The sequence below is a fragment of the Bradyrhizobium sp. SZCCHNS2022 genome, from assembly GCF_032377575.1.
GTDB classification, from domain to species: domain Bacteria; phylum Pseudomonadota; class Alphaproteobacteria; order Rhizobiales; family Xanthobacteraceae; genus Bradyrhizobium; species Bradyrhizobium aeschynomenes.
Genome location: NZ_JAUHHZ010000001.1, coordinates 4,553,617 through 4,580,520, shown reverse-complemented (window position 1 = coordinate 4,580,520; position 26,904 = coordinate 4,553,617). Strand labels below are relative to the sequence as shown.

Below are 26,904 nucleotides of genomic sequence, written 5' to 3'. Positions count from 1 at the left end.
TGATCACGGCCAGGGCCATCCTTGTCGGTCAGCCTCGCGCCGAGCCGGAGCCGGCGTTGCGGCCCAGCTGAGAGGGGGATCTGCACGATGAGTCATCCAGTGCACCTACGACCGAATGAGGCGAAGGCGGTCGACCGCACCGCGTCGATCGGATCCGATCATGGCATGAGGCTGCTCGGCGCCCTCGGGGCGTCCGCAGCGGAGAGCGAGGCGCCGCCGGTTGCCTGGGAGACGCAGCCCGGCGAGGAGCTCGGCACGGGAGCGTCCACCGAGCCGCTGCAGGACGTCCTCGGCAGCCTGACCGAAATCATTCGCTCCAGCGGATCTGCTGCCGACCGGCAGCCGGATCATCCGTTCGCCGATGATCATGGCCTGGCGCTCGACCAGGAGGAGCTGCTGGGACTGCCGGGAGTCGTGCTGAACACGTTCGACGTCGATGGTCCGGTGTGGCTCGCCGTCGAGGCGCTTGCTGCGACCGAGCCGCCAGCCGTCGATGCCGATCTCGACGCCTGGGTCGAGCTGTCGTCCGATCCGGACCGGCGTCCAGCGCCGCGCGAGAGCATTCAGATCACGGTCGACGAGATCGAGAAGAATCGCCTCACCTTTGCGCGCCATGCGCGACCCGAGGATTTCTCGCCAGCCAACACGCTCGGTGCGTGGACCGGACGGCTGCGCCTTGAGCTGCGTCCGGACCTCGTCCAGCGGATCGAGCGCTACGTCAACAGCGCCTGGACCGCATGGGCCGACACCGAGCGCAGCCGGCGTCGCACCATGGCGATCCATCAGCGGCTGCGCGACATGGCCGCAAGGTCCGGTGCCGATCGGGCCATGGAGATCACGTGGGGCATCGCGCTGTCGTCGTGGCGGCACGGCGGGCGCGAATTCGAGGCTCCGCTGCTCGGGCGCCCGGTCGAGATCGAGATCATCGAGCGTCCCGATCCCGAGGTCAGGGTGCGGCCGCGGTTCGCCGGCGCAACCGTCAATCTCAAGGCCCTCGACGCCGTCGCTCCCAATGCCGCGCTTGCCTTGCGCGACAAATCCGACGGCCTGATCGATGCGCTGGAGGAGCGCGGCGAGCTGTCGCCGTTCCTGCCGATCAGCCTCGACCAGATCCTGGACGCCGCAGGTGTGCACCTCGGCCATCGGCCGTCGCGGACTCCCGAAGGCGCGGAGGCCACCGAAGCGGCGATCTCGAGCGGACGCTGGGTGATCTCGGTGCGGCGGCGGCCGGAAAGCGTCGCGCTCCGCGACATCGAATGCCTCAAGACCGCCATCGAGCATGCGCCGCAAAGCGAGTGCTGTCTGTCGACTGCCGTGAGCGCGCTGCTGACGCAGCCTGACGGACGAGGGCACGCCGTCGCCCGCCGGCATCTCTCCGGCATCGTCGGGGGGCCGATCGACATTGCGCCTGCGCCGAAGCCCGCGCCGGTCGAGCATGGCGATCTGTTCTTTCCGTTGCCGGCTGCCGAGGAGGATGCCGAGGTCGTGCGCGAGCTCGCCCGGCTCGACGGCGTGGTGGTTCAGTCGGGCGCACGCGAGGATCGGATCGCGGCGGTCGTCAACGTGGTGTGTCACCATCTCGCGCTCGGTGCGCGCGTCCTCGTCGTGTCGAGGGACGAGACGGCGCTCTCGCTGCTGCACCAGCGCCTGCCGTCCGGCATTCGCGAGCTGACCGTCAGCTCGACCGGCTCCGACAAGGATGTGCTGAGAAAAGCCGAAGCGTTGGCCGGCCGGCTGCAGTCGATCGTCGACACCACCAACCTGCGCGATCACGTCGGTCAGATCGGCCGGCTGGAACGTGACATCATTTCGAAGCGGACGCAGATCGCCTCGCTCGACGATGAGATCGCCGACATCGTCAGGCGCAATCTGCGGCTCGCCGGCGGCTTGCCCGAGCTGCCATTCGAGCTGTTCGAGGGGCTGATCAGCGAGCACGATCTGCATCGCTGGTTCACCGATCGCCCGAAGCGGCTGCTCGCCGGCTCCGACCCGCTGGTCGTGGCGGTCGACAGGGCGCGCGAGGCGCGGCTGCGGCTCGGAAAGCGTCTCGAGCACATCGACGACGACTTGCCGGAGGCCTCGGCGCTGCCGGATGCGGCAACGATCCTGCGGCTGCATGAGGAGCTGCGACAGCAGGCCGGTCCGGCTTCAGATGACGGCCGCGACGAGGATCTGGCGCTCGACGCGATCGCGACCTTCGGGCTCGATGCCACCAACCGTCTGGCGGCCGACCTCGACGCGCTGGTGGCCGGTCATCGCGCCATCGCGGACGAGCCCTGGCTGGCACGGCTGTCGCCGCTCGGGACCGCAAGAACCGACGGTTCTGCTGGCCTCGACAAGGTCGTGGGCTGGGCGCGGGACGCTTCCTTCCAGCTGGCGCGGAGCACCGAATTTGCCAGGCGGCAGGTGCAGGCGCCGGTCGAGGCGTTCACGAGGCGCGACGCGATCCGCGTCGTCGAGCGGCTCGCGGCCGGCGACAAGCCGTTCGCGCGGTTCTCGCCGTCGCGGCGGGGTCTGAAGGCTGCGGTCGATGCGATTACGTTGGACGGGGTTGCCCCGTCGACGCTAGCCGACTGGCAGTATGTCGGGCGTTTCTTGCTGTGGCGCCATGAGCTGCATGGGCTCCGCTCGCGATGGACGTCGATTGCGACGAAGATCGACGCGCCGACGATCCAGCTCGAATCCGCGCGGGCGTTCGACGATATCGAGCGCATCGTCAAGGGCATCGAGGCGGCGATCGTGACTGCGGCGCTCGCGGTCCGCAACGTCATGGATGCCTGCCGCAGGCTGTCGATGCAGGACAGCGAGGTCAATGCGATGCTGGCCGACGTGCAGCGGCCGACCGCGTTCGGCGCGGCGATTCGGAGCATCATGAAGCGGGTCTCCGGGCCGCTCGTCGAGCTTGCCCATCTCGGAGAGTTGTTTGCCGGCGCGGGCGGGCTCGCTGCCGTCGTGCAGGCGGATGTGCTCTCGCGGGTCGGCGACGCCGAGGCGGACGCTCGTGAGCTCGAAGCCGGCTGGACCGCCATTCTGGCTTCGATCCACGAGATCCGCGCCGCGCGCGCGGACTACGAGCTGATCAGGACGGCGTGCCGCCTGACGACCGCCGCGGGCGCACCGAAGCTGGCAGATCGGCTGCGGGCGGTGCCGACGGCAAATGCCGACGAGGATGCAAAGCTCCCGGAATGGGTGACGGCCTGGAATTGGGCCGTGCTGATGCGGATCGAAAGTCCCGAGGAGCGGCAGCTGCTGCACGATCTCGCCGCGCAGCGCCTGCGCCTGGAAAAGCGCTCACTTGCCCTGTTTGAAGTGGTGATCAGCGCCCGCATGTCGCTCGGCATCGCGCAGAACGCCAGTGGCGCGGTCAGGCAGTCGCTGAAGCGGTTCAGGGACACGATGCAGAAGATGGCCTCGGCGTGCTCCGGCCCGACCGCGCGGCGTCTTCGCTTCGCCGCGCGCAGATCTCTGGACGGCTGGCTCGAGGAGATTCCCTGCCATGTGATGCCTGCGTGGCGCGTCGCCGAGCTGCTTCCGGCGCGGATCGGCACCTTCGATCTGCTCGTCGTCGACCATGCGTCGCGCTCCGATCTGCGCGAGCTGACGGCCATGCTGCGCGCCCGCAAGGTTCTGGTCAGCGACGAACGCCGCGACGCGGTACAGGCCGAAGCCGGCCGCAGCGATCGTCTCATCGGTCGCGGGTCGAACTTCCGGCGCGGCATTCCCTCCGCGCTGCGCCGGCTGCTGTTGCCCGATGCCTCGCTGCGCGACCTCGCCGAGATTCTGTTCCCGGATCGCATCATCGAGCTCCGCGCGCGTCCTGCCGCCGTCGATGCGGCCACGGTCGCGGCTCCGCTGCGGCCGGACACGGCGAAGTCGGCCGAAGCGCGGGTCCCCGAGCCGCCGCGGACGGCTCGCGGGCCTGCTCCGGTACCGAAGCGGCAGGCGCCGCCGCGGCCGCTGAGCGCGACGCATACGCTGGAGGAGGAGATTGCCACCGTCGCCAAATATCTGTCGATGGCTCGCCGCTCCGGGGCCGATGACGCCATGAGCGCGGCCACCGCAGGCGATCGTCCGGCGCTGCAACGATCGGTCGCCCGCACGGCTCCGCCGACATCCGCGCCCGCGTCCGCGATCAACGTCGCGACCAAGCCGTCGCCGGTCTCCTCGCCGGAGATCCGGGTGCTGCGGCGGCGGCCGCCGCGTACGGCAGCTCCCGAACCCGTCGCTCCGCCTGCACCGCCGGTTCCGCCCGAGCTGCCGCCTGCTGTCGCAACTCTCGATCAGGCCGTTCCCCGCGTCAGCCCCGTCGTCGAAGTGCCGACGGTGGTCGTCGACAAACCGGAGCAGACGCCGCAACGTGATGTCGAAGAGAAGGTGGTGGCAGCAGTGATCGAGGTGCCGCCCGCGAGCGCAGAGCCGGCCAAGCCGGCCGTTGTCGCTGCACCGCCGGCGCCTCCGGCCGTAGTGGCGGAGGAGATCAAGATCCATCCGTCACTGGTCGAGATGGCCTTCAAATCTGCAGAAGCCAGTGCGTTGCCGCGCCGGCGCCTGCCGAGCCGTCGCGTGATGGCCGTTGCCGCGGCCGGACTGCTCGCCATCGTCGGTGCGGCCGTGTCCTGGGAGCGCGCCTCCGAATGGGCTCAGGTCTCGCTGAGCGGCGCGACCGCGGCGTCGGCTCTGCCGAACGAGCAGGGCCCCCGCAAGGTCAACGCCGAGCGGATCATGCCGGACGGCCAGCCGGTGGTCGCCGCTGCCGCCGAGGAGCATGCCACGGTCGGCATGAGCGTGCCGGTCAGCACGCCGGCCAAGGCGTATCTCTACCATGAGGATCCGCAGGATCCGAAGGGCAAGCGCTTTGCCGGCAAGGTCATCTGGTCGATCGAGCAGAGCAAGGGACCGCGGCTCGACGCATCGCCCTCCATCAAGGGCGAGATCGATATCGAGAACGGTACGAAGGTCACGGTCTCGCTGCGGCGGAATGCCGAGCTGGAGCTGCCGGCGAGCCATGTCATGGAGCTGAGATTCGATTGGGCCGATCAGGCCGTGACCGGTCTGACCAGCATGAGAGGCATCGGGCTGAAGGGCGAGGAGGCCGAGCGCGGCACGGCGCTGGTCACCCAGACCGCGAAGGTGACGCCGAAATACTTCATGGTCGCATTGTCCGCCAACGACGTGGATGCGAAGCGCAACCTCATGCTGCTGAAGGGCAAGGAGTGGTTCGACATCCCGATCGTCTATGAGGGCGGCAACCGGGCGCTGCTGTCGATCGAGAAGGGCACCGAGGGCGACCGGGTCTTCAAGGACGCCTTCGCCAGCTGGGGTCAGTAATCGGCAGAGGGCTTGGCAGCGTCAGCAGACGAGGACGGCATGAGCGAAGGTTCAGCGTTGCAATGGCTGCGGGCGCCCAGGCTCGCCGAGGATACCGTGCCCGAGGGGACGCGTGCGGTCGCCTGCCGGCGCTGCGGACGCACGGTGGAGGTCTCGCTCAGTCCGATGCGCCCGCCGAGCTTCGTCCGCGTCGAGGACCAGGTCGAGTGCCCGGAAGTGCAGGAGCGCTGGACGGGCAAGAGCGAAGGCGGGCTGCTGCTGATGATGTGCGGCGCGCTCGAGCAGTCGCTCGAGCCCGATTGGGAGACGGGAGATGCGGATGCCGCGGCCGGGCATGAGCCGCACTCGATCGTGCCTCCGGCGCGTCCGCGCGCGCCCGAGCCGGCGGCCGTGTTTTCGGACAGGTGGGCCGAGGATCGTCACGACGATGATCATGAGAACACCGAACCGAAGGGGTGGATGCGCACGCTGCTTGCCAGATCCGAGGGACTTCGGAAGGGGCTGGTCCGCGCCACCATCGGCGTCCTGATCCTGGGAATCGTCTTTCTCATCGGCGTGCTGCTGCCGCTGCGCGAGATCAAGCAGCTGATCCACTCGCCCCCGGCCATGACCGGATCCTCCGGACCGCAGCGCGAGGCGCTCTCCGCCGCACCGCCGCAGTCACCGCGCCGCATTCTGCTGGAGACGACGTCCGCGCCTTCGGAAGCTCAGCTCGGCATGCGCTCGCCGCCAAGCTCCTTCGTCCTGCCGCGTCAGGCCACGGCCACGGAGAGTGCGCCGCCATCGTCCGCCGAAACCGCGGCTGCGGCGGCAGCCGAACCCGAGCCGAAGTTGCGCGTGCCTGATCTGGTCGCGGTCGCCGGGGGCAGCTTCGCAATGGGCGGCGACGACGATTCCGAGCAGCCTTCGCATCAGGTCAGCATCCGGCCGTTTGCGCTCGGCAAGCATCCCGTGACGGTCGGCGAGTGGAAAAGTTGCGTGGCGGCGGCTAGCTGCCCCGACATCGCCTCGGGGCCCGACGACCGTCCGGTCACCAATGTGAGCTATGACGACACCCAGGCCTATCTCGCCTGGCTGTCCAGGGCGACGGGCAAGACATTCCGCCTGCCGACCGAAGCCGAATGGGAATATGCCGCGCGCGCCGGCCAGCGCACCCGATATTGGTGGGGCGACCGTCTGCGTCCGGGCATGGCGAATTGCAGAGGCTGCAACGGCAGCAGCGATGCGGAGCAGGACCAGCCGCCGAAGATCGGCAGCGCGCCGGCCAATCCGTTCGGCCTGTTCGACATGGGCGGCGGCGTCGGCCAATGGGTCGCCGACAATTGGCACAAGAACTACAAGGGTGCCCCTTCCGACGGATCGGCCTGGCTCGAGGAGGGCAGCTACGCCCGCGTGATCCGCTCCGGGTCGTGGAAGAACGGTCCGGCCGATGCGCGGGCAGGAAGCCGCGATCGCTATGACGGCCGCATCAGGCATCCGACTCTGGGCTTCCGCGTCGCGTCGTCATCATAGGGGATCTGAATGTTGCGGACCATGTCTCGACGATCTCGTCTCATCCTGATCGTGTCGCTCGCGCTTGCACCGACGCTGCTGTCGGCCAAGGGCACCAAGGCGCCGAAGGATGCCCGCGTCTACTTCATCTCGCCGGCGGACGGCGAGACCGTCGGCGGAGCGTTCGTCGTCCGCTTCGGGTTGCGCAACATGGGCGTCACCCATGCGGGCGATGATTTCGCCGGCAGCGGCCATCATCATCTTCTGGTCGACGTCGACGAGACGATGCAGGCCGGCGAGACGATTCCGCGCGACAAGAAGCACATTCACTACGCCGCCGGCGAGACCGAGGCGCGGATCGAATTGTCTCCGGGCAAGCATACGCTGCAGCTGGTGATGGGCGATACCAAGCATCTGAATTTCGATCCTCCCGTCGTCTCCGAGAAGATCATGATCACCGTAGGCAAGCCGAACGGCTCGGAAGAGCAGGCGCGCGCGACCAGGCCCGTCAACGAGCGGCGCAGGATCCTGGAGCGGGCCGCAGCTCCCGAGCCGCTGCAGCTGCAGCCAGCGGTGACGCCGGAGATGACGAAGTCGCCGGAGAGCTCGGACTTCATCAGCCGGGTGTTCTCCGGATCGCGCTGACGGCGCTCTCCGCGCAGAGCTCATCGTGTGTGCCGCGCGCCGCCGTGAGGCGGCGAAGCGGGCGCCGGTCGCGCGTCTCTCATTCTCATGCACCATTGTAGCGGCGCGCGCCGGCCGATAGCGTCGAAGCAATTCCGCGGCATTCAGCGGCATCGATTGCAGCCGAGATCAGCCCGTCTGCGACATTCGGCGGAGAGACGCCGTCCGCACGAATGTGCGTCTGGCGGCGCGCGGCCACGTGCGCCCGGCCGTCAGCGTCGTCGATCGCGTCGTCAACATCGATCCGATGCGCCATGGACGACCGGCGCCGAAATTTTTTTGTGAGGCCTAAGGTCGCAGCCTGCGGCTCGCCGCTCCTTTGTCGCCTCATCCTCGTCACAGCCCCAATCGGGCAGGAGTGTGATTCCGAACGCGCCGGCCGCGACGCCTCCAGCGTGAGTGGAACATGATCGTGGCGTCGCGGGGCTGATAGGTGCTTGCGAATCAATATCAGTTGCAATGTCCGGGAGCCGCACACGTTCTATACCGTCAGAAAAGATCCGCGATCCACCGACATCGTTCGATCTCAACTTGAACGCAGCTAAGTCCGCGCGCCAGCCACAATGCGGCTGCATGCGGAACGAGTTGCGGCGCGCGTGCGCAATGAGGTCCGGCGGCGGCCGCCGACGACGTCCAAGTTTCGTTGAAATCTCCCTCCCTTTGTAGGGCGCGCATCGAGCGCTGGAGGCGCCCGGTGGCGCAGTCTTGGAGGAGGATTTAGATAATGAAGGTCATCAAGATAATGGTCGTTGCACTCGCGGCGGGTCTCGCGTCCGGCTCTGCTGCACTCGCCGACGGCTACAAGGATTGCACCAAGCTCGACAAGGCGTCGTGGAAGACGGTGGCCGAAGCCGAGGCCAAGGCGAAGGCCGCCGGCTACGAGGTCCGCCAGACCAAGATCGAGGGCACCTGCTACGAGGTCTACGGCGTCAAGGGCGGCAAGCTGTTCGAGCTGTTCTACAGCCCCGAGAACCTCGCGCTGAAGCATACGGTCGCGAAGTGATCTGACGATCATGCGTGACGCAGGACTGGCACACCGCAGCGTCATGTCCGAGACGCCGGCGCTCCCACGTTCGGACACCGTCGCCGTCTGGGACTTTCCGCTACGCGTCTGGCACTGGGCCCTCGCCGGCTTCGTGCTCGTCGCCTGCGTCACGCCCAACACGTTCGATCGGCTGCATCGGGTGGCGGGCTACGCCGTCATCGGCCTGCTCGCTTTCAGGCTGATCTGGGGGCTGATCGGCAGCCGCCACTCGCTGTTCGCACGGATCAGTCTCAAGCTGCGGGCCGCGCCGCAATACATCCTCGGCATGCTGCGCGGCGAGACGGGACGATATCTCGGGTTGAATCCGGCAGGGGCTGCGATGCTCGTCGTGATGCTTGCTCTCCTGATCGTCTCGACGATCAGCGGCGTTATGCAGGTCTCGGTGCGGTTCTTCGGCGTCGGATGGATCGAGCAGGCGCATGCGCTGTCGTCCAATGCCATCATCGCCCTGATCGCGGTGCACGTGATCGGGACGCTGTGGATGAGCGTGCTGCAGCGGGAGAACCTGGCACGCGCGATGCTGACCGGGCGCAAGCGGGTGCCTGGAATCGTCCGCACGGCACCCGCCGCAGCGCGCGCAACCGTCAGTGCGAGAACGAGGTCCCAGCCCGAGCCGGCGGCCGGCGACGAGAACATCTCGGTCGTGCCGGATCTGCCGCCGCTGCGTCCGAGCTCGCCGGTCGCCGCAGCAAAGCCGGCCGGTCCGGCGCGGATGCCGCGGTCTTTGAGCATCCACGACAAGCGACTCGGAGTGGGCAGGTAAGGCTGGGTGCATCGCTCGTGTGGGCTCATGGTTGCGGGAGTGCAGCCGCGAGCCGCTTCGATCGGCCTCCGCACCAAAATGGGATTATCACGTCCGCAACGATCAGCGGTGCGGAGTACGGACGCTCGCCGGGCTGAGCGCGGCAACGCGCGCGAGTACAGATGCGCGGCGTGGATTGCTGCCGTCAGCCGTGGTGATCAAGTGTGTGGTCAAGTTGTTGCCCCGAACCCGCCGCGTTCGGCGTCTCGTTGGTGCTGTCGCAAGGTCACGCACGCAAGCCGTGATCTGTTGCCGTGTTTCATATCAGCACAGCTGCAACGCGAACGCATCCGTCCGCAGCGATGACACCGATTCGCTGGAAAATTCCGCTCATTTCCGTGTTTTTCGATGGTCGCAACGTGTGCTGCGCGATGGCGCGCGATCTCTTCACCACGCATCGTGGAGATGGGACTAACAAATACGCGCGCTTTGTCGCACACAGCGAGTTTGTCAAATTTCGACACGGCAAATTGCCGCATTCGGAACTTTAAAGTCGTTCTACGAGGTGTCGGAGACCCGTCGAGAACGACGGGTGGGGAAAGCATCCGGCGCGCGGGTGAATTCGGGACAAGGACATACATCATGAAGCTGTTTGGGAATGTACAGGCTGCAGGAGCCGTCGCGCTGTCGATGATGGCGTTCGCGCTCCCGGCCAGTGCGGCCGAGACCACGATCGAGATCTCGGTGAAGGACAACAAGTTTCAACCGGCCGAACTGAAGGCGCCGGCCGACACGCCGATCGTGTTCAAGGTCAAGAATCTGGATGGCGCGCCGGTCGAGTTCGAGAGCGAGCCCCTGCAGTTCGAAACGGTGATCAAGCCGAACATGGAGGGTGTGGTGAAGATCAAGGCGCAGAAGCCGGGTCGCTACGAATTCTTCGACGACTTCCACCAGGGCAACAAGGGCATCCTGGTCGTCGAATAGCCGAGCTGCCGCCGGATGCCCGTCGTGTCTCGACCGACCCCGACGCGACAGCTTCCGGCGCGCTTGTTCTGCGTTGCCTGGCGTCAGACGGCGTGCGCATCGGGCGTGCGGAATTCAACCGAAGGCGGTTTGCGCGTGCAGGCCGCGGTCCTCTCGACGTTGGCCGGTGGTGATCCGTCGCGGGGGACAGAGCCTGACGGGAGACTTGCCTTTTTGGAACGGGCAGCACGAGAGACGATCGAGTCCAGACGCCGCCACGGAAACGGCCTCGTGCCGCGTCCGGACGGCGCGGTTGCGATCACCGCGCTGCTCGTGCTGCTGATCGACGCTGCTCCCAGCTATGGTCAGACCGCAATTCAGGGTACCCAGGCCAGGGCCTATGCGGATCCGGGAGCGTTCGACGGCGGTCCCGTCGTCGTGGTGCCCAATCGCAAGCGGCAGCCCGCCAGGCCTGCGAACGGCAATGGTCCCCTGGTCATTCCGCAAATGATCGTCGCTCCCGGCGGCAGCGAGCCGGAGCCGAAGGCTGCGGCCACGCAGCCGGAGGAGCGTCCGCAGGCGCGGCCGAAATCGCCGATCGATCCTGGCGCCGGCGCGCTTCCCCAGGCTGCCCGTCGCGAGCCCGCGCCACGCCTGGCTCCTGTCCGCAACGGCTTCTTCGGTGCGCCGTCTGCCGGTCTCCTCGTCGGTGGCTGTCTGTCCACGCCCGGCCGGTTGTCGACGACGAACGTTCCTAATCGCTGTCTCGACGCGCTCGCCTTCGCCGTCAGCCCGCCGCCTGCGACCCGCGGTGTGCTGCCGCGCAATCTGCCGCCGATTCCGCGGCAGGATGCGCAGCCGATCCCGCCCGTTCTCGCCGACAAGCCGAAGATGCGACTGCCGCCGGTCAACAGGGGACAGAAGCCGCAGGAGCCGCAGCCTCAGGCGCCGCCGATGATGGAGGAGGACCCTTTCGAGCCCAAGGGCATTACCGTGGGAAACTTCATCCTGAAGCCTGCGTTCGAAATGTCCTCAGGCTTCGACACCAATCCCGGACGTGTGCCGCAAGGCAAGGGATCGGCGTTCGTCAGCGTTGCGCCGGTTCTCCTCGTGCGCTCTCAGTTCGAGCGGCATCTGCTCAACGCCGATGTGCGCGTCGGCTACATCGACTATGCCAAGCTCCGGCAGCTCTCGAGGCCGACCGTCGACGCCAAGGTGAATGGGCGCTACGACATCACCGATACGTTTGCGCTCAATGGCGAAGGCCACGTTGCCGTCGATGCTGACGATCCCGGCACGCCGCGCTTCGCCGGCCGGTTCGCCAGAATTCCGCTGGCCTCGACCGTCGGCGGCTCGGCCGGCGTCACCAAGCGGTTCGAGGAGGTCGAGGTCTCGACCAAGGCGGCCATCGACCGCGTGGCGTTTCAGAATGCGCCGCTCATCGACGGCCAGATCGTCAGCAACGCGGACCGCAACTTCGTCCAATACGGCTCTCAGAGCCGCATCACCTACAACCTGACGCCGGAGATCCGGCCTTTCGTCGACGTCGCCGTCGATCGCCGCGTTCACGACATCGCCGTCGATGCCGAAGGCTTCCGGCGTGACTCGACCGGCACGGCCGTCGAGGCAGGCGTGACCTTCAACTACGCCGACAAGCTGACGGGTGACGTCGCCGTCGGCTATCTCACCCGCCGTTACCAGGATCCGATGCTGAAGCCGGTCAACGGCTTCATTGCCGATGCCAATCTCACCTGGCAGTTCGCCAAGGAGACGGCAGTCCAGTTCGGCGCCAAGTCACAGGTCGTCGAGATCACCGAGCCCGGCATCTCCGGCGTGCTCAAGCGTGACGTCACTGTCGGTGTCGAGCACCAGTTCGAGCCGTGGCTCGTCGGTACCTTCCTTGCAGGCTATGGCCAGGATGCCTTCACGGGAACGACGCGGGTCGACAATCGCTATCTCGTCGAGGTCGGCATGCTCTACAAGTTCTCCCGGCTGCTGCAGCTCCGGGCCAGCGTCCGGCATGAAGCGACCAGGTCCAACTTCCGCGAAAACGATCTGTCGGCGACCGTCGTTCAGGTCGGCGCCCGGGTGCAGTACTAAGGGCGAGCGTTTCCCCAACCGGCGATTCCGTGACGTTGGGAGCTGAGCTCTTACCGTCTCAAACACTGTCATGCCTCGCGAAAGCGGGGCATCCGGAACTCCGTGGCCGCAAATGTCGACCGAAACGTCACGGCGGACTGGATCGCCCGCCTGCGGAGGATGACAGTGAGGATCTCGAAATCCAAGTGAACACGGCAGCGATCTGGTAACGAATATCTCCTGCGGATCCTCCAGAAGGAGACGTCTCGCACTGACTCGTCATAGCTGGCCGGACGCAGAAGGCAGCGCTCGCGCGATCGCGAGCGCTGCCGGATCGGCAGGTTGCGCTAAAGCGCGCGCGACTACTTCTTCTGATTGAAGTTCACGTCGAGGCTGAAGCTGAACTGATCGTCGGTCAGGCCGGAGGGCGGCGCCGGCACCGGGTCGGAGCGACGGATCATCGACAGCGCCGCGTCGTCGAACATCGGGTCTCCGCACGACTGCATCACGGACGCCGACATCACCTTGCCGGCCCGGCTCAGCACCAGGGCGACCTTGACCGTGCCGTTGTGCTTCTTGCCATCCGGATAGCGCTTGTGGAGCTCGAAATAGGCGCTGATCTTGCGGCCCCAATTGTCGGTCAGCCTCTGCTTGTCCTTGCCGAGGCCGACATTGGGCGCCTTGGCCGTCTCGGCCGGCGGCGCGGCTTCGTCCAGGGCCTTGCGCGCCGATTCCTGCTGCGCAGCGGACGCGACCGAGGCCTCTGCCTGCTGAGCCGCCTGCTGCTGCTCCTCCTTCTCGGGCTTCTTCGGCTCGTTCATGGTGACGACCCGATCGGCCTCCTCCTCGGTCTCGGTCGGCTTGTCCTTGACGGCGTCGGCCTCCTGGACCTCGGCGGTCTGCTGCATCTGCTCGGGCGCCGCTTCCGCCGCATCGCTGTCGGGGCCGGGAGGAAGATCGTTGTCCTCCACCTGGGGCGAGGCCATCTCGAGCGCGAACTCGGCGCCGGCGGCGCCGAGGCCGCCTTCGGCATCATTGCCGCTGAGATGAACCACTGCGAGCGCGGCTCCGCCACCGTGCAACATCACCGCCCCGATCGCGGCTGAGATCCACAAGCGGCGGGTCGCTCCTTGATACTTGTGTTCGACCATTCTTCACTTCCGTCGTTTCACTGGTTTCAATGCGCAGCCTGTGCGGCCGCCTGTGAGACGCCTTCGACCGTGACGAGCTTGATCTTCGGATAGCCGCCGGTCCGCAGCAGCTCCATCACGTCCATCAGCTCGCCATAGGCCACGCCCCGGTCGGCACGCAGGAAGACGAACTTGTCCTTGGCGGCCTCGGGAATGTGCTCGAGCGTGCTGACGAGGTTCGCTCGTTTCACCTGCTCCTCGCCGACGAACAGCGTGAGATCTGGCTTGATGCTGACATAGATCGGCTTGTCCGGCTTCTTCTGGGGCGAGGCGGTCGAGGTCGGAAGATCGACCGGCACGTCGACCGTCGAGAGCGGTGCCGCCACCATGAAGATGATCAGCAGCACCAGGATGACATCGATGAACGGTGTGACGTTGATGTCGCTGGACTCACCGAGGTCGTCGTCGCCATCGGCTTCCGAGAGGGAGACGGCCATGGGCTTACTCCGCTGCCAGCGCCATCGGAGGCGCTGAGTGGACGTGGATCGGCTCGAAGCTGCGGCCGTGCGGGGTGTGATGGCTCTGGCCGCGATCGAGATCGCGCGACAGCATGCGGGCAGTGGCGCCGGAGGAGCGGTTCACCAGCTCCATGTATCCCTTGGTCACGCGGGTGAAGTGATTGTAGATGATCACGGCGGGAATCGCGGCGACCAGGCCGATCGCGGTGGCGAGCAGCGCCTCGGCGATGCCCGGCGCCACGACGGCGAGGTTCGTGGTCTGCGACTTCGAGATGCCGATGAAGCTGTTCATGATGCCCCAGACCGTGCCGAACAGGCCGACGAAGGGCGAGATCGAGCCGATCGTGGCGAGCAGGCCCATGCCGGTGCGGCAACGCCGGCCTTCGGCGCGCACGATCTCGGCGAAGCTCGACGCGGCGCGCTCGTTGACGCCATGCGGCGGCAGCTCGGACGACATCCGGATCTCGTGCATGGCCGCATCGATCAGCGTCGTCAGCACGCTCTGGCGCGAACCGAGAGCCAGCTTGGCTTCCGACAGCCAGCGCACATCGTCCACCTTGCGCAGTGCGCGGGTTAGCCGCCGCCGCAGCATGCCGAACTCGATGGTCTTGGCGATCAGCACGGTCCAGGTCGCAAGTGAAGCGAGGGCGAGGCCGATCATCACCGACTTCACCAGAATGTCGGCCGCGAGGAACATCGACCACGGCGACAGATCGTGCGGCACGTGAGAGGCCGCCTGCGCGCCGCCTGGTGAAGCTGACTGGGCCGGCTTCTCTGCCTGATCCTTCGCCTTGTCGGCCGCGGCTGCATCAGTGACGGCTTCGGTTGCGGTCGACGCTGGCGTTTCGCTGGCGGCCGTGCTCGGCGCCTGGCCCGTAGTCACGGCCGGTGGCGTCGTTGCAGCTGCTGCCGGTGCAGGCTGCGTCGTCGCACCTGTCGTGGCCGCTGCATTGGCCGCTGGCGATGGCGTCGTGGCCGCGGGGGCAGCGGCCGCAGTCTGCGGCGCGGCCGCGGTCTGGGCCACGGACCCGGCCTGTCCGGTGGTCATCGGCTTCGGCGCCGCGCTCTGGGCTGGAGCCGCATGCTGTGAGGCCGCCGGTGACGCCGTCGCGGCGGCGGCATTGACGGGCGCGGCCGCTGGAGCCGGCGTGGTGGTCGCTGCGGTCGGAGTCTGCGCGGTCTTCGTTGCGGCTGCGCTCGCGGGAGTCGTCGCTGTGGTCTGCGGCGCAGTAGCAGCCTGGCCAGGTCTCGGCGAGGTGGCCGGCTGCTCGGCGTGCGCCATGGCGCCGACCGAAACGGCTGCGATCACCGCTCCTACATGAAGAACGATCCTGAACATGTTGCTGCACACCCCTTAGTAGTTAACTTACCTGTAATATTTCTAGTCGTAACCGGGCTGTTTTGAGACGAGGCGTTGACTCAAACCGGGAACATCAATGTCGGCAATCAAGCTCATGAGTGCGATGCCGTACGTAAAACCGAATCATGCGAGCTGCGCATGGTCAGTCGGATTCGTCGTTCACGTCCTAACTGCCTGAAAGTCCTGAGGTGAAACGACGCACTGCGCGCCGCGCGCCGCCGATGCGGCCAGCCGTCATGCAATTGCCGCCGTTCCGACTTCCATCAATTCTAATTAGCCGCCGCCGCGGCGTGACCCGGTTCGACCTTGCGCGGGTCGCATCACGCGTTGTCTCGAGCAGGGATGTCGCCCGAGCACGGCTGAAATTCGATGAGATGCGAATCAGCGCGCGATACGTTGGCCGTCCTTCAGGATCATCGTCTCCGCCCCTGCATTCGCAGAGGTTCGCGAAGCGCACGTCGTGCGGACGAGGTTCGATGGATGCAAATCGCCGAGTAGCCGGGATGCATCTCGTGAAACCCGGCTCACGGGTGGCCGACGTCGGCCGGCGATCCAGCGCGATAGCTCGATGATGGAGCGCGCGGGAACGCAGGTGCCGGGAAGCTGCGGGGGGGGGGCACGCTGCGAATTGTCGGCCGCGGCCGACGCTTCAGGTCTCGGCCCAGTAGCGGATCAGGTTGTGATAGAGGCCGGTCAGCCGCACCATCTCCGGATCGTCACGGCCCATCCGCTGCGACAATCCCTGAATCGTCGTGTCGAGATCGAAGATCATGCTGCGCGCCAGGGGATCGCGGATCATGCTCTGCAGCCAGAAGAACGAGGCGACGCGAACGCCGCGTGTCACCGGCGTGACCATGTGCAGGCTCGAGGCGGGGTACAGCACGAGATCGCCGGCCGGCAGCTTCACCTCGTGCGAGCCGTAGAGATCCTCGATGACCAGCTCGCCGCCGTCGTAATCCTCGGGTTCGGAGAGAAACAGCGTGACCGACAGGTCGGTACGGATCCGCAGGCCGGTGAGCTTGTCGCCGCGCACGGCGTTGTCGACATGAATGCCGAAATGGTGGCCCGATTCTGCGCTGTAGCGGTTGAACAGCGGCGGAAAGATCTGCTGCGGGATGGCGGCGGCGAGAAAGCGCGGATTGGCGGTCATCGCGGAAATGATGCGGTGGCCGAGCTTGCGTGCCACCTCGCTGTCGGGCGGCAACTGTTCGTTGCGCTTGACCATGGCCGACTGGGCGCCGGCGGTCGAGCGGCCGTCCTCCCAGTCGCTGGAGTCCATGATGCGGCGGAATTCCGCCACATCGTCCTTGCTCAAGATTCCGGGGACACAGATCAGCATGAACTCATCACTTGATGTGTGCCCCCGGCTTGGATCGTCAGGCGATCAGAACCGTCCCGACAGGACGATCGATGCGCTTCTTCCCGGACCGACGAGCACGAACGGCGTGGCACTCTGGTAGAGAGCGTCGTAGTAGAGCTTGTCGAAGATGTTGGCAACAAACACCTTCGCCGTCCAGTTCTTGTCGATCTTGGCTTCAGCAAACGCATCGAAGCGCCAGTAGCTCGGCAACTCCGTGCCCTGGTTCGCTGCGAGCCAGGTACCGCCGAAGATCTTCGAGCGGTAGACGGCTTGCCCGCCGATCTCCCAGGTGTCGTTGAGCTGGTACTTGGTGAGCAGGCTGAACGACTGGTGCGCGGTGTTGGCGAGCTGGAGGCCGACATTGCTGGTGAACAGCGCCGTGTTGGCCGGCGGAATGTTCGACTTGGTCACCTCCGACTGCATCAGCACGACGCCGCCGAAGATGCTCCATTTGTCGGTCAGCTTGCCGCCCGCCTGCAGGTCGATGCCGCGGATACGGTAGGCGGCACCGGCCGAGAGACAGGGCACCGAGCCGATGGTGCCTGCCGGATACGGGCAATCCGCCGTGGCCTGAGCCGCGCTGGTGATGTTGCGCGACTCGCGGGCATTCTCCTTCTCGGTCTGGAACAGCGCCGCCGTGACCAGCAGGCGGTTGTCGAGCAGCTCCCATTTGGTGCCGATCTCGATCGAGGTGTTCTTCTCCGGTCCGAAGATCTGGTTCGCGCCGCCATTGGTGACCGCCGACAGGCCGCCATATTGCGGGCTGAGGCCGTCGAACTCGGCGCCGACCGGGTTCGACGAGGTGGCGTAGGCGGCATAGAAGCTGGCATACGGCACCGGCTTCAGCGTGAGGCCGACATTGAAGTTCGGCATGCCGCTCGAGGCCGCCGTCGAGCCCGGCGTATTGGCGACGCCGTTGACCGTGCCGAAGCCGTCGACGCGGACGTCGTACTTGTCGTAGCGGACGCCGCCATTGAGGATGACGAGGTCGCGATAGTTGACGCTGTCGAGCGCGTAGACGCTCGCCGAGTCGATCTTCACGTTGGTCGGGAACCGGCCGAGCGAGGGAATGCCGAACGGCAGGTTGGTGAACTGCGGGTTGAAGATGCTCACGCCCGACAGCGAACCGCTGCCTGCGAACGGCAGGCCCTGCTGCTCGGAGGTCAGGCCGGTGTAGCTGTTGATGCGGGCCTTTTCCTGCGAGACCTCGAATCCGGCGAGCAAGGTGTGCCTGAAGGCGCCGGTGTCGAACTTGTAGGTCGCCTCGAGCTGGTTGGCGAGCACGTCGGTCTGCTGGAAGCGGCTCTGGGGATTGGCCCGGATGGTCGAGTTCGACAGCGGGTTGGTGATGGTCGGGCCTTCCGGCAGCGTGCCGATGTAGTTCAACGTCGAGCGCGACACCCGGACCTTGTCCGAGATCGTCAGGTCCGGCGTGACCTTCACCTCGGCATTGAACGAGCCGATGTCCTGTCCGACGCGCGAGAAGTCGCGGTTGACGAAGCCGTACCAGTTGTTGCGCGGTGCGCCGACCTCGGGGAACGGCGCGCCGGCCGTGAGCGTGCTCGGCCGGTAGTACGGCACGCCGAAGTCCGGGCGGCCGGTCACCTCGTTGTGGATGTAGTTGGCCGCCAGGGTCACGGTGTCCAGCGGCGTCCACTTGGTGGCGATGAAGCCGCCATTGCGGTTGTCGGTCACGTAGTCGCGTCCGGCGACGCCGGCATCCTGGAACAGGCCGCCGACGCGCGCGGCGAAGGTCGGCGTGACCTTCTGGTTGACGTCGATCACCACGCGCTTGGTGCGGTCGGTGCCGAGCGTGGTGTCCATGTTGTAGAAGCTGTTTTCGGTCGTGGCCTGCTTGGTCACGATGTTGATCGCGCCGCCGGTGGTGCCGCGGCCGGCGAAGGAGGAGTTCGGCCCGCGCAGGATCTCGACCTGCTCGGTGAAGAAGTTCTCGCGAACCGAGACGCCGGCGTCACGCACGCCGTCGATGAAGACGTCGTTGCGGGCGTCGAAGCCGCGGATGAAGAAGCGGTCACCGAAGGCGTTGCCGCCTTCACCGGTGCCGAGCGTCACGCCGGCGGTGGAGAGCACGGCGGATTTGAGGCTGGTGGAGTTCTTGTCCGCCAGGATCTCCTTGCTGAGGACCGTCACGGTCTTCGGCGTGTTGAGCAGCTTCTCCGGGAACTTGCCCGACGCCTGCAGCCGCTCGCCCTTGTAGTCCGAGACGGCGCTGGAATAGGGGTTGCGGTCGGGCGGCAGGTTGCTCTTGGGCGCGGCGGCCTGCTGCTGCTGTTGCTGGCGGGCGGCACGGCGCATGGCGTCGCGGGCGCGGATCTGGTCGGCGGTCGGGCGCGAGGCGGCCGGCTTCGGGCGGGCCACCGGGGCTTCGACGTTGACGGAAGGCAGCGGCGCCTGCTGGGCTTCGGCACTGGAGAAGGATGCGACCGCAATCAGGCTGGCGACCGCCGAGACCTTCACACCTGAAATCTCGGGAGATGACTCCCATTCCTGCCCGCTTGCCCCACGCAAGCTCCTTGGAAAGATTGCCTTACCCATACTCGACCACCCCATTCGTTACGCAAAACTTGACTTGGGTTCGTTTGAACGCACGCAACCGGCGCGCGCCTGTTGCGAATGCAAGTCAAGAAGAGGGGGAAAGCGGTCCAAAGCTGGTTCCGCTCGTGGCCGGAATGCGAAAAGTTTCAATCTGTGTCTGACAATGACAATTGATCGCAAGATGTCGCCATGCGGCAACACTCGAAACCCTGCGGTTGCAGGCGCCTGGGCAGGTTCAATCTTCGGTCATGGCAGGCTGGATCTGATTACCTCCCTCGGGGGCGCAAACACCGCGTCGGAATGTCTCAGGCTGCGGTCATTGTCTCGGCTTCGCTCCCGCCGCAAGGGGAGATTGCGGCGGGAGCCCGGCGACATTGTCGTCCGATCTTGATGGGACCGGATTAGAACTTCGCCGTCGTGATCAGGTAGAATGCCCGTCCCGGAGCGACCTGGGTGAAGGGCACGTTGCTGCGATAGAAGGTGTCGTAATAGAGCTGGTTGGTGAGGTTCTGGGCGTAGACCTTCATGCTCCAGTTCTTGTCGATCTGCTTCTCGATGAAGGCGTCGAAGCGCCAGTAGCTCGGCAGCTCGTTGCCGGTGTTGGCCGCAAACGTGCCGCCGAACACCTTCGAGCGGTACACCGCCTGGCCGCCGATCTCCCAGCCATTGTCGAGCTTGTATTTCGACAGCACGCTGAGCGACTGGTGGGCGATGTTGGCGAGTTGCAGGCCGGCGTTGGCGGCGACGCCGCTCTGGGTGACCTTCGACTGCATCAGCACCAGGCCGCCGAAGATGCTCCAGCGATCGGTGATCTTGCCCTCGGCCTCGATGTCGATGCCCTGGATGCGGTAGGCGGCGCCGGAGGTCAGCAGGCCGTTGACGGTCTCGCGCGCGTTCTCCTTGACGGTCTGGAACAGCGCGCCGGTCACCAGCAGATGGCGGTCGAACAGCTCCCATTTGGTGCCGATCTCGGCGCCCTTGTTGCGCTCCGGCCCGAGGATGATGGTGCTGTTCGGCGGAATGCCGCCGTAGTCCGTCGCGGTGCCGTCGAGCTCCGAGCCGAACGGGTTGGCCGAGGTCGCATAGGCGGCGTACAGGCTGCCGATCGGCAGCGGCTTGTAGACCAGGCCGAGATTGTAGTTGATCAGGTCGGAATCCACCGTCGCCGACGCCGTGTTGTTCGACGAGCGCATCGCGTAGCCGTCATAGCGCAGGCCGCCGGTGAAGATGATGGTGTCGCGCCAGTTCGCGGTGTCGATGACATAGGCGCTCTTGCTGTCGACGTCGTAGCGCGTCGGGTTGCCGGTCAGATATGGCACCGTCGTGAACGGCAGGTTGGTATAGCCCGGGCTGAACATGTTCTGGTTCGTCAGCCCGCCGCCGGTGGTGCCCTGCGAGCCGAACGCCTCCGAGGCCAGGCCCGCATAGCGGTCGATCGAGATGTTCTCCTTGGAGAACTCCGTGCCCATCACCGTCGTGTGCTTGATCGCGCCGGTGTCGTATTTGAGCGTGAGGTCGTTCTGGTTGGCCCAATTGTCGACGGTCTGATAGCGGCTCTGCGCGCTGGCGTTGAAGAACCATTTGGTCGGGTCGGCGTTCGCGGTTCCCGCCACGCTCGCATTGGGCAGGGTGCCGATGTAGTTCAGCTCGGAATGCTCGCCGCGCAGCTTGCTGGTGAAGGTCACGCTGTCGCTGAGCTTGAGCTCCGCCGCCAGCGTGCCGAAATCCTGCCGCGCCGCCTGGAAGTCGCGGTTGAGGAAGCCGTACCAGTTGTTGCGGGGGATGCCGGCCGAGGTCGCCGGGATGTTGCCCTGCTTGTAGAATGGTACGCCGAAATCCGGATAGCCGGAGAGGTCGGTGTGGACGTAGTTGGTCGTGACCTTCAGCGAATCGCTCGGCGTCCACTTGGTCGAGATGAAGCCGCCCCAGCGATCGTCGGTGACGTGGTCGCGGCCGGCGACATTGGCGTCCTGGAACAGGCCGCCGGTGCGCACCGAGAAGGTCGGCGAGATCGTCTGGTTGACGTCGAGCGTGACGCGCTTGGTCTGGTCGGTGCCGAGGGTCGACTCCGCGTTGTAGAAATTGCGGTCGCCGGCCTGCTTGGTGATGATGTTGATGGCGCCGCCGGCGGTGCCGCGTCCGGCATAGGCCGAGGCGGGGCCGCGCAGGATCTCGACCTGCTCGGTGAAGAAGTTCTCGCGCACGGAGACGGCGGGATCGCGGATGCCGTCGATGAAGATGTCGTTGCGCGCGTCGAAGCCGCGGATGAAGAAGCGGTCGCCGAAGGCGTTGCCGCCCTCGCCGGAGCCGAGCGTCACGCCTGCGGTCGAGCGCCCGACCTCCTTCAGGGTGGTGATGTGCTTGTCCTCCATCACCTCCTTGCTCATCACGGTGATGGTCTTCGGCGTGTTGACCAGCTTCTCGGTGAACTTGCCTGAGGCGACGCGGTCGACCTTATAGGGCGCGGCTGCGTCCGCGTAAGGATTGGCGTCCGGCGGGGTCTGCGGCCCGGTCGGCGCCGGCGGCTGCTGCGGCTGGCGGGCGGCGCGGCGCATCGCGCTGCGGGCGCGAACCTGGTCGGCCGTCGGCCGCGACGCCGCCGGCTTGGCCCGTGCCGCCGGGGCATCGACGTTCACCGATGGCAGCGGCGCCTGCTGCGCCTCCGCGCTGGAGAACGACGCCACCGCGATCAGGCCGGCCACTGCCGACACCTTCATCCCGGTGATGTCCTTCCCCGCCATGTTGGAGGACGGATCCCCGCGATGCGCGCCCCCCGCGCGCAAGCTTGCTGGAAAGACGGCTTGTCCCATATTCGACCACCCCATTGGCTACGCAAGAACTGAACTTTGGTTCTTTGGTTCGACAACTGGCCCGTTCCAATTGCGAACGGCTCTCAACAAGTCGCCGAAATGGGACCAAAGCTGGTTCCACCCGTGGCCTGACTGGGAAGATCGTACCTAATGCATGTGATAATCAGTCGCATGTGATGTGAAGGTGACATCAAGAGGTTGTATGGCACCTCTTGTCGCGCCCCATCGGTGGCCGCGCCGCGTCCTCCGCGACCGTCCGTTCGTTGTCTCAGTCGCGCCGGGTGATGATCGCGATCGGGCCGCCGCCGTCCGGGCCCTGGTGCTCGGCACCGCCGGAGACGAACAGGTCGGTGAAGCCGAACAGCCCGGCCAGCGCGCCGCCGACAAACGCCCGCGCATGCCGCGTCGAGGAGACGTCGCTGTCGTCGAGCATCGTGTGCCGATGTCCGCGCACCCTGCCGCTTTGCGCCGCTTCCGCCTTGGCCAGCACCGCGGCGATGCGGCCGCGCTCGGCCGCGGGGACCTGGCCGGCCACGTTCAGGCCGAGCCGGGCCAGGGCGGCCCGCGCCGGCTCGATGTCGATGCCATCGGCCATTACGGCGTGGTCGATGGCCAGCGGGCCGGTCCAGTCTGCGGACATGCCGGCCACCATGATCTCGTGATCGAGCAGCTCGACCCCGCCCGACGTGGCCGCGCGCTCGCTGTAGCGCGCGTAGTCCGCGCAGATCGTCTGGTCGGACAGGTCGGACGGCGCCAGCTCGCCGAGCGCCACGGCAACGCCGAGCGCCGAGGCGCCGCGGGAAAATCCCATCGACTTCAGCGTATCGCGTACCGCGGTGCGCTGTCCCCGCGCCTCGGCCGCCTCGATCCGCTCCATCGTCAGCAGCGGGCACTTCACCTGGACGTAATGGACGTCGGCAGGATCGGCGATGCCGGCATCGGCCATCGCCGCCCGCACGCCGGCGGCGACCTGCTCGACCTGCAGCATCCGGCCGAGATGCTCGCTCGCGAGCTCCGGCGTCCGCGCCCGTCCCAGCGCCAGCGACTTCGCATCAGCGTGCGGCGTGTCATTGTCTGCCTCGCGCGCCTCGAACACGATCATGTGCGGCGACAGCGCGCCCTCGGTGCCGCCCGACATCACCATGGCGATCTGCCGGACGGCGTCGGGTGCGAGATGCCTGCCGAGCAGCGTCTCGAGCGAGCGCACGGCAAAGGCGCGGGTGAAATCATTGACGCAGCCATTGCCCTCGGTCTTGCCGAGAATGGCGACGATGCCGGCCGGGTCGATCGTGCCTTGGGCGATCGCCGTCGCCAGCGCGCCGACGTCATCGGGGCTGCGCATCGGCAGGCGGTGGACGAAGGCGCGGCGCAAGGCGATCGGCATGTCGAGAGCTCCTGTCGGTCTGTCGCGCCACACTAGGCAATCACGAAGCCGCGCGCGACGCTGTCGCGGGATGGGCGGCATGCTAACCTCATCATTCACGACTTCCGACGAATGGTGATCCATGCCCCTCTGGACCTGCCTTCAATGCGGCGCGCAGTTCCCCGACACGCCGGCGCCCCCTGGCCGCTGCGTCGTCTGCGAGGACGAGCGGCAATATGTGAACTGGAGCGGCCAGAGCTTCCTCAGCCGTGACGAGCTCGCCGCGCGGCATCGGGTGGTCTGGCGCGAGGATGACGGCCTGACGGGTCTTGCCCTGGAGCCGGGCTTTGCGATCGGCCAGCGCGCGCTGCTCATTCCCGAGCCGGACGGCTGCGTGATGTGGGACTGCATCCCCTTGGCGACGGAGGCGGCGATCGCCCACGTCCGCTCGCTCGGCGGATTGAAGGCGATCGCGGTGTCGCATCCGCACTATTATGGTGCGGTCGCCGATTGGAGCGCGGCGTTCGGCAACGCGCCGGTCTATCTGCATGGCGACGACGCCGCCTTCGTCACCCGGCCGCATCCCGGCATCGTGCCGTGGACCGGCGATCGCCTCGCCATCTCCGACGACATCGTGCTGCTGCGGACCGGCGGACACTTCGCCGGCGCCACCATGCTGCATTGGCGCAAGGGCGCCGCGGGCAGGGGGGCGCTGTTGACGGGCGACATCGCCATGGTCGCGATGGACCGCCGCCACGTCAGCTTCATGTATTCCTATCCGAACTACATCCCGCTCGGCGCCGCCGCGGTGCGCCGCATCGCCGCTGCCGTGGCGCCGCTCGCGTTCGACCGCATCTACGGCGCGTGGTGGCAGAAGAACGTCGCTGATGATGCGAAGGCGGCGTTCGACCGTTCCGTTGCACGATATCTCGCCGCGATCGCCTGAGCTGGATTCTGCGCCTGACTGATCCCCATCGATGAGCCGCTCGTTATCTCGATGACGGCGGCCGAGCCGTCGCGCAGGAGAGATCACATGCAGCGCATCGCGCCAGGGCCGGGACAGGAATCGGTGTGGGACTATCCGCGGCCGCCACGGCTGGAGCGCTGCCCGACGCGGCTCCGCGTCGTCTTTGCCGGCGTCACCATTGCCGACAGCCATGACGGCTACCGGGTGCTCGAGACCAGCCACCCGCCGGTCTACTACATCCCGAGGCCGGAGATTGCGATGCAGTGGCTGCGTCCTGCGCCGGGCCGGTCGTTCTGCGAGTTCAAGGGCGTCGCCGGCTATTGGACGCTGGAGGTCGACGGCCGCGTCTCCGAGCAGGCGGCCTGGAGCTACGAGCAGCCGACGCCGGCCTTCGCGCCGATCGCTTCACACCTTGCCTTCTATGCCTCGCGGGTGAACGACTGCTTCGTCGGCGCCGAGCGCGTTGCAGCGCAAGAAGGCGATTTCTATGGCGGCTGGATCACCTCCGGTGTGGTTGGTCCATTCAAGGGCGCGCCGGGCACGCGGCACTGGTAGACCGTCAGATCGGCTGAACCGCGGCGACGGATTGATCGTATAGTACGATGTGGGCTGCGCGTGCGGTTGCGCCGCGGCGGGTCACGGATCGGACCGGCGGCATGCCGGAGGCCTGTCCCAAGCTCTATCTTCGCGACGCAGGGGGAATGCCATGCGACGGTTGATGAAGTTCCTGCACACGATGGGCGCGATCGGCATGATGGGCGCGATGGCCTGTCTGGTCGTGCTGCTCGGCCTCATTCCGCAGCCGTCGGTATCGCTGTCGCACTACGCCGAGATGCGGGCGGCCATGGGCGCCATCGTGCGCTACGTGTTCTTTCCCTCGCTGGGTCTGACCTTGATCGCAGGCCTGCTCGCCATCGCCATCAACCGCGCGCTGCACAGCGCCGGCTGGGCGCTCGCCAAGCTCGCCTCCGGCATCCTCGTGTTCGAATGGGGCTTCGCCGCCGTCCAAGGGCCGATGCAGGAGGCGGCCGAGGAGGCCGCCCGCGCCGTCGCCGGCCAGATCGATCCCGCGACGCTCGCGCCCGATTTCGGCACCGAGCAGGGCGCCATCTGGGTCATGCTCGGCGTGGCCACGGTGAACGTGATCCTGGGCGTGTGGCGGCCGCGGTTTACGAACTTGCCGGATTGAGGCGGGCCGGGCAGATATTTGTTGAGTAGTTCTGATGCCACAGCGGGGGGGCTCGTGACTGCGCCCTCGCCCCCTGTGGGAGAGGGCATGTAGGACAGCGCAACGGGCGCGGTTGGGTGAGGGGGCTCCATCCATGCGCGTCGCTCGCGGAGAGAACCCCTCACCCAACCGCGCTTGAGGATCGGCCGGCGCTGCCCTCTCCCACAAGGGGCGAGGGCACGGTATTGCGCCCGGTGCGGAGGCTACGACCGTTTTGACTGAGCGTTTTATCGGGCCTCATCCGTGGTGGAGCAATGGCCATCGCTCCGTCGGTGTTCTGGAAAAAATAAACAACTTGCTATTTTGCAGAAATCATGCTTTCCTCCACCCATCCCGCCTCGAGCAGAGGGACGTACGCGTCGTCACGAACGTGGAGGTGGGCTGCGATGGACGTGACGGCGGCGCCAGACGAGCGCTCGTCGACGCGGACGGCGAAGTCGTGTGGTCCTGACCTCTCGACGCTGAGGTCAAGCGCGCTGCGATGCTGTGACGGCTCGCGCGGGCGATGGGGGCAAGAAAGCCGATCCCCAGGGAGAGCACGAAGGACACCGTAACACCATTGCGCGGGGGAGGCCGCCTGGTGGCCCGACCTGTGGTGACTGCCGCCTGCTTTCCTTGTTGCAGGCGGGCCATGGGCCGCGGTCAGCACCCGGCCTTCCCCGCGCCCTCTCGTTTCACGAGGGCTGACGGCCGCAACACCCCGGGCACGTCGTGCCGCGGGATCGCGAGCGCGCATGCCGATCACTTCCTCATCACCGGATCTGTCGCCGCGGAGATCGACGACATGGATGCCATTCCATCACAGGCGACGGCAGCACCAATGCGGCGCTGTCGTCGTTGCGATCAACGCGTTCAGAGCTGGGTCGCGCGCAGCTCGATCGTGACCGGCGTCGCGGTGCGCTTGGTCGCCGGATCGGCCGGCATCTGCAGCACGCGGGCGCGCTGGCCGGTCGCGAGGTCGGTGACCTTGACGATGCGGCCGTTGGAGAATTCGAGCGCGTCGTGGTGCTCGGTCGGCTTGTTGGTGTCGACCTGGCGGAAGCGGGCGAGATGGGCGCCGACCTTGCGGCGGAAGAAGAAGCCCTTGATGCGCACGTCGCCTTCGAAGGCGAGCTCGGTGCCCGGCCGCAGGCACACGGCCGTCAACGCATCGTCCTTGGTACAGAAGCCACGGGTCTCCGTGCTGGGAAAGCGACAGGAGACCAGCACGTCGTCGATCTTGGCATCACGGGAAGCAACAGTATGGAGGCTGTAGTCACACATGGAAAGCTCCTGAAGGC

At 66.6% G+C, this 26,904-nt stretch carries 19 protein-coding genes; 10 read left to right on the top strand and 9 right to left on the bottom strand.

The window, feature by feature from the left end:
• Positions 1-87 precede the first annotated feature (87 nt).
• Genes QXZ94_RS20570 through QXZ94_RS20560 form a run of 3 tightly spaced genes read left to right on the top strand, consistent with a single transcriptional unit; the run spans position 88 to position 7,464 of the window.
• Complete coding sequence (locus QXZ94_RS20570; RefSeq protein ID WP_315721948.1) at positions 88-5,328, top strand: AAA family ATPase; 5,241 nt, start codon at positions 88-90, stop codon at positions 5,326-5,328.
• A gap of 39 nt (positions 5,329-5,367) precedes the next feature.
• Positions 5,368-6,840 (top strand): formylglycine-generating enzyme family protein, encoded by a 1,473-nt coding sequence (locus tag QXZ94_RS20565; protein ID WP_315721947.1) that lies wholly within the window; start codon positions 5,368-5,370, stop codon positions 6,838-6,840.
• A gap of 9 nt (positions 6,841-6,849) precedes the next feature.
• Complete coding sequence (locus QXZ94_RS20560; protein WP_315721946.1) at positions 6,850-7,464, top strand: DUF4399 domain-containing protein; 615 nt, start codon at positions 6,850-6,852, stop codon at positions 7,462-7,464.
• An 85-nt stretch (positions 7,465-7,549) separates the two neighbouring features.
• Here QXZ94_RS20560 and QXZ94_RS20555 read toward each other — a convergent pair whose 3' ends face one another.
• The gene (locus tag QXZ94_RS20555) at positions 7,550-7,759 is read right to left on the bottom strand and encodes a hypothetical protein (RefSeq protein WP_315721945.1); all 210 of its coding nucleotides are present in this window, start codon (positions 7,757-7,759) and stop codon (positions 7,550-7,552) included.
• Positions 7,760-8,227: 468 nt separating this feature from the next.
• Between QXZ94_RS20555 and QXZ94_RS20550 the strand changes: the two genes are divergently transcribed.
• The 4 genes from QXZ94_RS20550 to QXZ94_RS20535 all read left to right on the top strand — a co-directional run bounded on the left by QXZ94_RS20550 (position 8,228) and on the right by QXZ94_RS20535 (position 12,353).
• Positions 8,228-8,506 (top strand): PepSY domain-containing protein, encoded by a 279-nt coding sequence (locus QXZ94_RS20550; protein ID WP_172113154.1) that lies wholly within the window; start codon positions 8,228-8,230, stop codon positions 8,504-8,506.
• Between the two features lie 10 nt (positions 8,507-8,516).
• A complete protein-coding gene (locus tag QXZ94_RS20545) occupies positions 8,517-9,311 on the top strand; it encodes a cytochrome b/b6 domain-containing protein (RefSeq protein WP_315721944.1) in 795 nt (264 codons plus the stop codon).
• A 621-nt stretch (positions 9,312-9,932) separates the two neighbouring features.
• Positions 9,933-10,274 carry a cupredoxin domain-containing protein gene (locus QXZ94_RS20540; RefSeq protein ID WP_315721943.1) on the top strand — a complete coding sequence of 114 codons (342 nt, stop codon included), beginning with the start codon at positions 9,933-9,935 and terminating at the stop codon, positions 10,272-10,274.
• 270 nt (positions 10,275-10,544) lie between these two features.
• A complete protein-coding gene (locus QXZ94_RS20535) occupies positions 10,545-12,353 on the top strand; it encodes an outer membrane beta-barrel protein (protein ID WP_315721942.1) in 1,809 nt (602 codons plus the stop codon).
• A gap of 341 nt (positions 12,354-12,694) precedes the next feature.
• Here the strand turns inward: QXZ94_RS20535 and QXZ94_RS20530 are convergent, their stop codons facing one another.
• The 7 genes from QXZ94_RS20530 to QXZ94_RS20500 form a co-directional block, all read right to left on the bottom strand.
• Positions 12,695-13,483 carry a TonB family protein gene (locus QXZ94_RS20530; RefSeq protein WP_315721941.1) on the bottom strand — a complete coding sequence of 263 codons (789 nt, stop codon included), beginning with the start codon at positions 13,481-13,483 and terminating at the stop codon, positions 12,695-12,697.
• A 26-nt stretch (positions 13,484-13,509) separates the two neighbouring features.
• Positions 13,510-13,959: a TonB system transport protein ExbD gene (gene exbD, locus QXZ94_RS20525; RefSeq protein WP_172113158.1), complete on the bottom strand. Its 450-nt coding sequence runs from the start codon at positions 13,957-13,959 to the stop codon at positions 13,510-13,512.
• Between the two features lie 4 nt (positions 13,960-13,963).
• The gene (gene exbB / locus QXZ94_RS20520; protein ID WP_409998759.1) at positions 13,964-15,289 is read right to left on the bottom strand and encodes a tonB-system energizer ExbB; all 1,326 of its coding nucleotides are present in this window, start codon (positions 15,287-15,289) and stop codon (positions 13,964-13,966) included.
• A gap of 700 nt (positions 15,290-15,989) precedes the next feature.
• Positions 15,990-16,679, bottom strand: a complete 690-nt coding sequence (locus tag QXZ94_RS20515; protein WP_172113160.1) for a Fe2+-dependent dioxygenase — start codon at positions 16,677-16,679, stop codon at positions 15,990-15,992.
• Between the two features lie 45 nt (positions 16,680-16,724).
• Positions 16,725-19,256 carry a TonB-dependent receptor gene (locus QXZ94_RS20510; protein ID WP_315721940.1) on the bottom strand — a complete coding sequence of 844 codons (2,532 nt, stop codon included), beginning with the start codon at positions 19,254-19,256 and terminating at the stop codon, positions 16,725-16,727.
• Positions 19,257-19,657: 401 nt separating this feature from the next.
• Complete coding sequence (locus tag QXZ94_RS20505; RefSeq protein WP_315721939.1) at positions 19,658-22,066, bottom strand: TonB-dependent siderophore receptor; 2,409 nt, start codon at positions 22,064-22,066, stop codon at positions 19,658-19,660.
• Positions 22,067-22,334: 268 nt separating this feature from the next.
• Positions 22,335-23,450: a ring-opening amidohydrolase gene (locus QXZ94_RS20500; RefSeq protein WP_315721938.1), complete on the bottom strand. Its 1,116-nt coding sequence runs from the start codon at positions 23,448-23,450 to the stop codon at positions 22,335-22,337.
• A gap of 121 nt (positions 23,451-23,571) precedes the next feature.
• On the opposite strand from QXZ94_RS20500, the gene QXZ94_RS20495 reads away from it, so the two are divergent.
• The 3 genes from QXZ94_RS20495 to QXZ94_RS20485 all read left to right on the top strand — a co-directional run bounded on the left by QXZ94_RS20495 (position 23,572) and on the right by QXZ94_RS20485 (position 25,585).
• Positions 23,572-24,375, top strand: coding sequence for an MBL fold metallo-hydrolase (locus QXZ94_RS20495; protein ID WP_315721937.1), 804 nt, complete (start codon positions 23,572-23,574; stop codon positions 24,373-24,375).
• A gap of 87 nt (positions 24,376-24,462) precedes the next feature.
• Positions 24,463-24,951 carry a DUF427 domain-containing protein gene (locus tag QXZ94_RS20490; RefSeq protein ID WP_315721936.1) on the top strand — a complete coding sequence of 163 codons (489 nt, stop codon included), beginning with the start codon at positions 24,463-24,465 and terminating at the stop codon, positions 24,949-24,951.
• Between the two features lie 151 nt (positions 24,952-25,102).
• Entirely contained in the window at positions 25,103-25,585 is a 483-nt protein-coding gene (locus QXZ94_RS20485) for a hypothetical protein (RefSeq protein ID WP_315721935.1), read from the top strand.
• An 891-nt stretch (positions 25,586-26,476) separates the two neighbouring features.
• On the opposite strand, the gene QXZ94_RS20480 is transcribed toward QXZ94_RS20485, so the two are convergent.
• The gene (locus QXZ94_RS20480) at positions 26,477-26,887 is read right to left on the bottom strand and encodes a hypothetical protein (RefSeq protein ID WP_315721934.1); all 411 of its coding nucleotides are present in this window, start codon (positions 26,885-26,887) and stop codon (positions 26,477-26,479) included.
• Positions 26,888-26,904 lie beyond the last annotated feature (17 nt).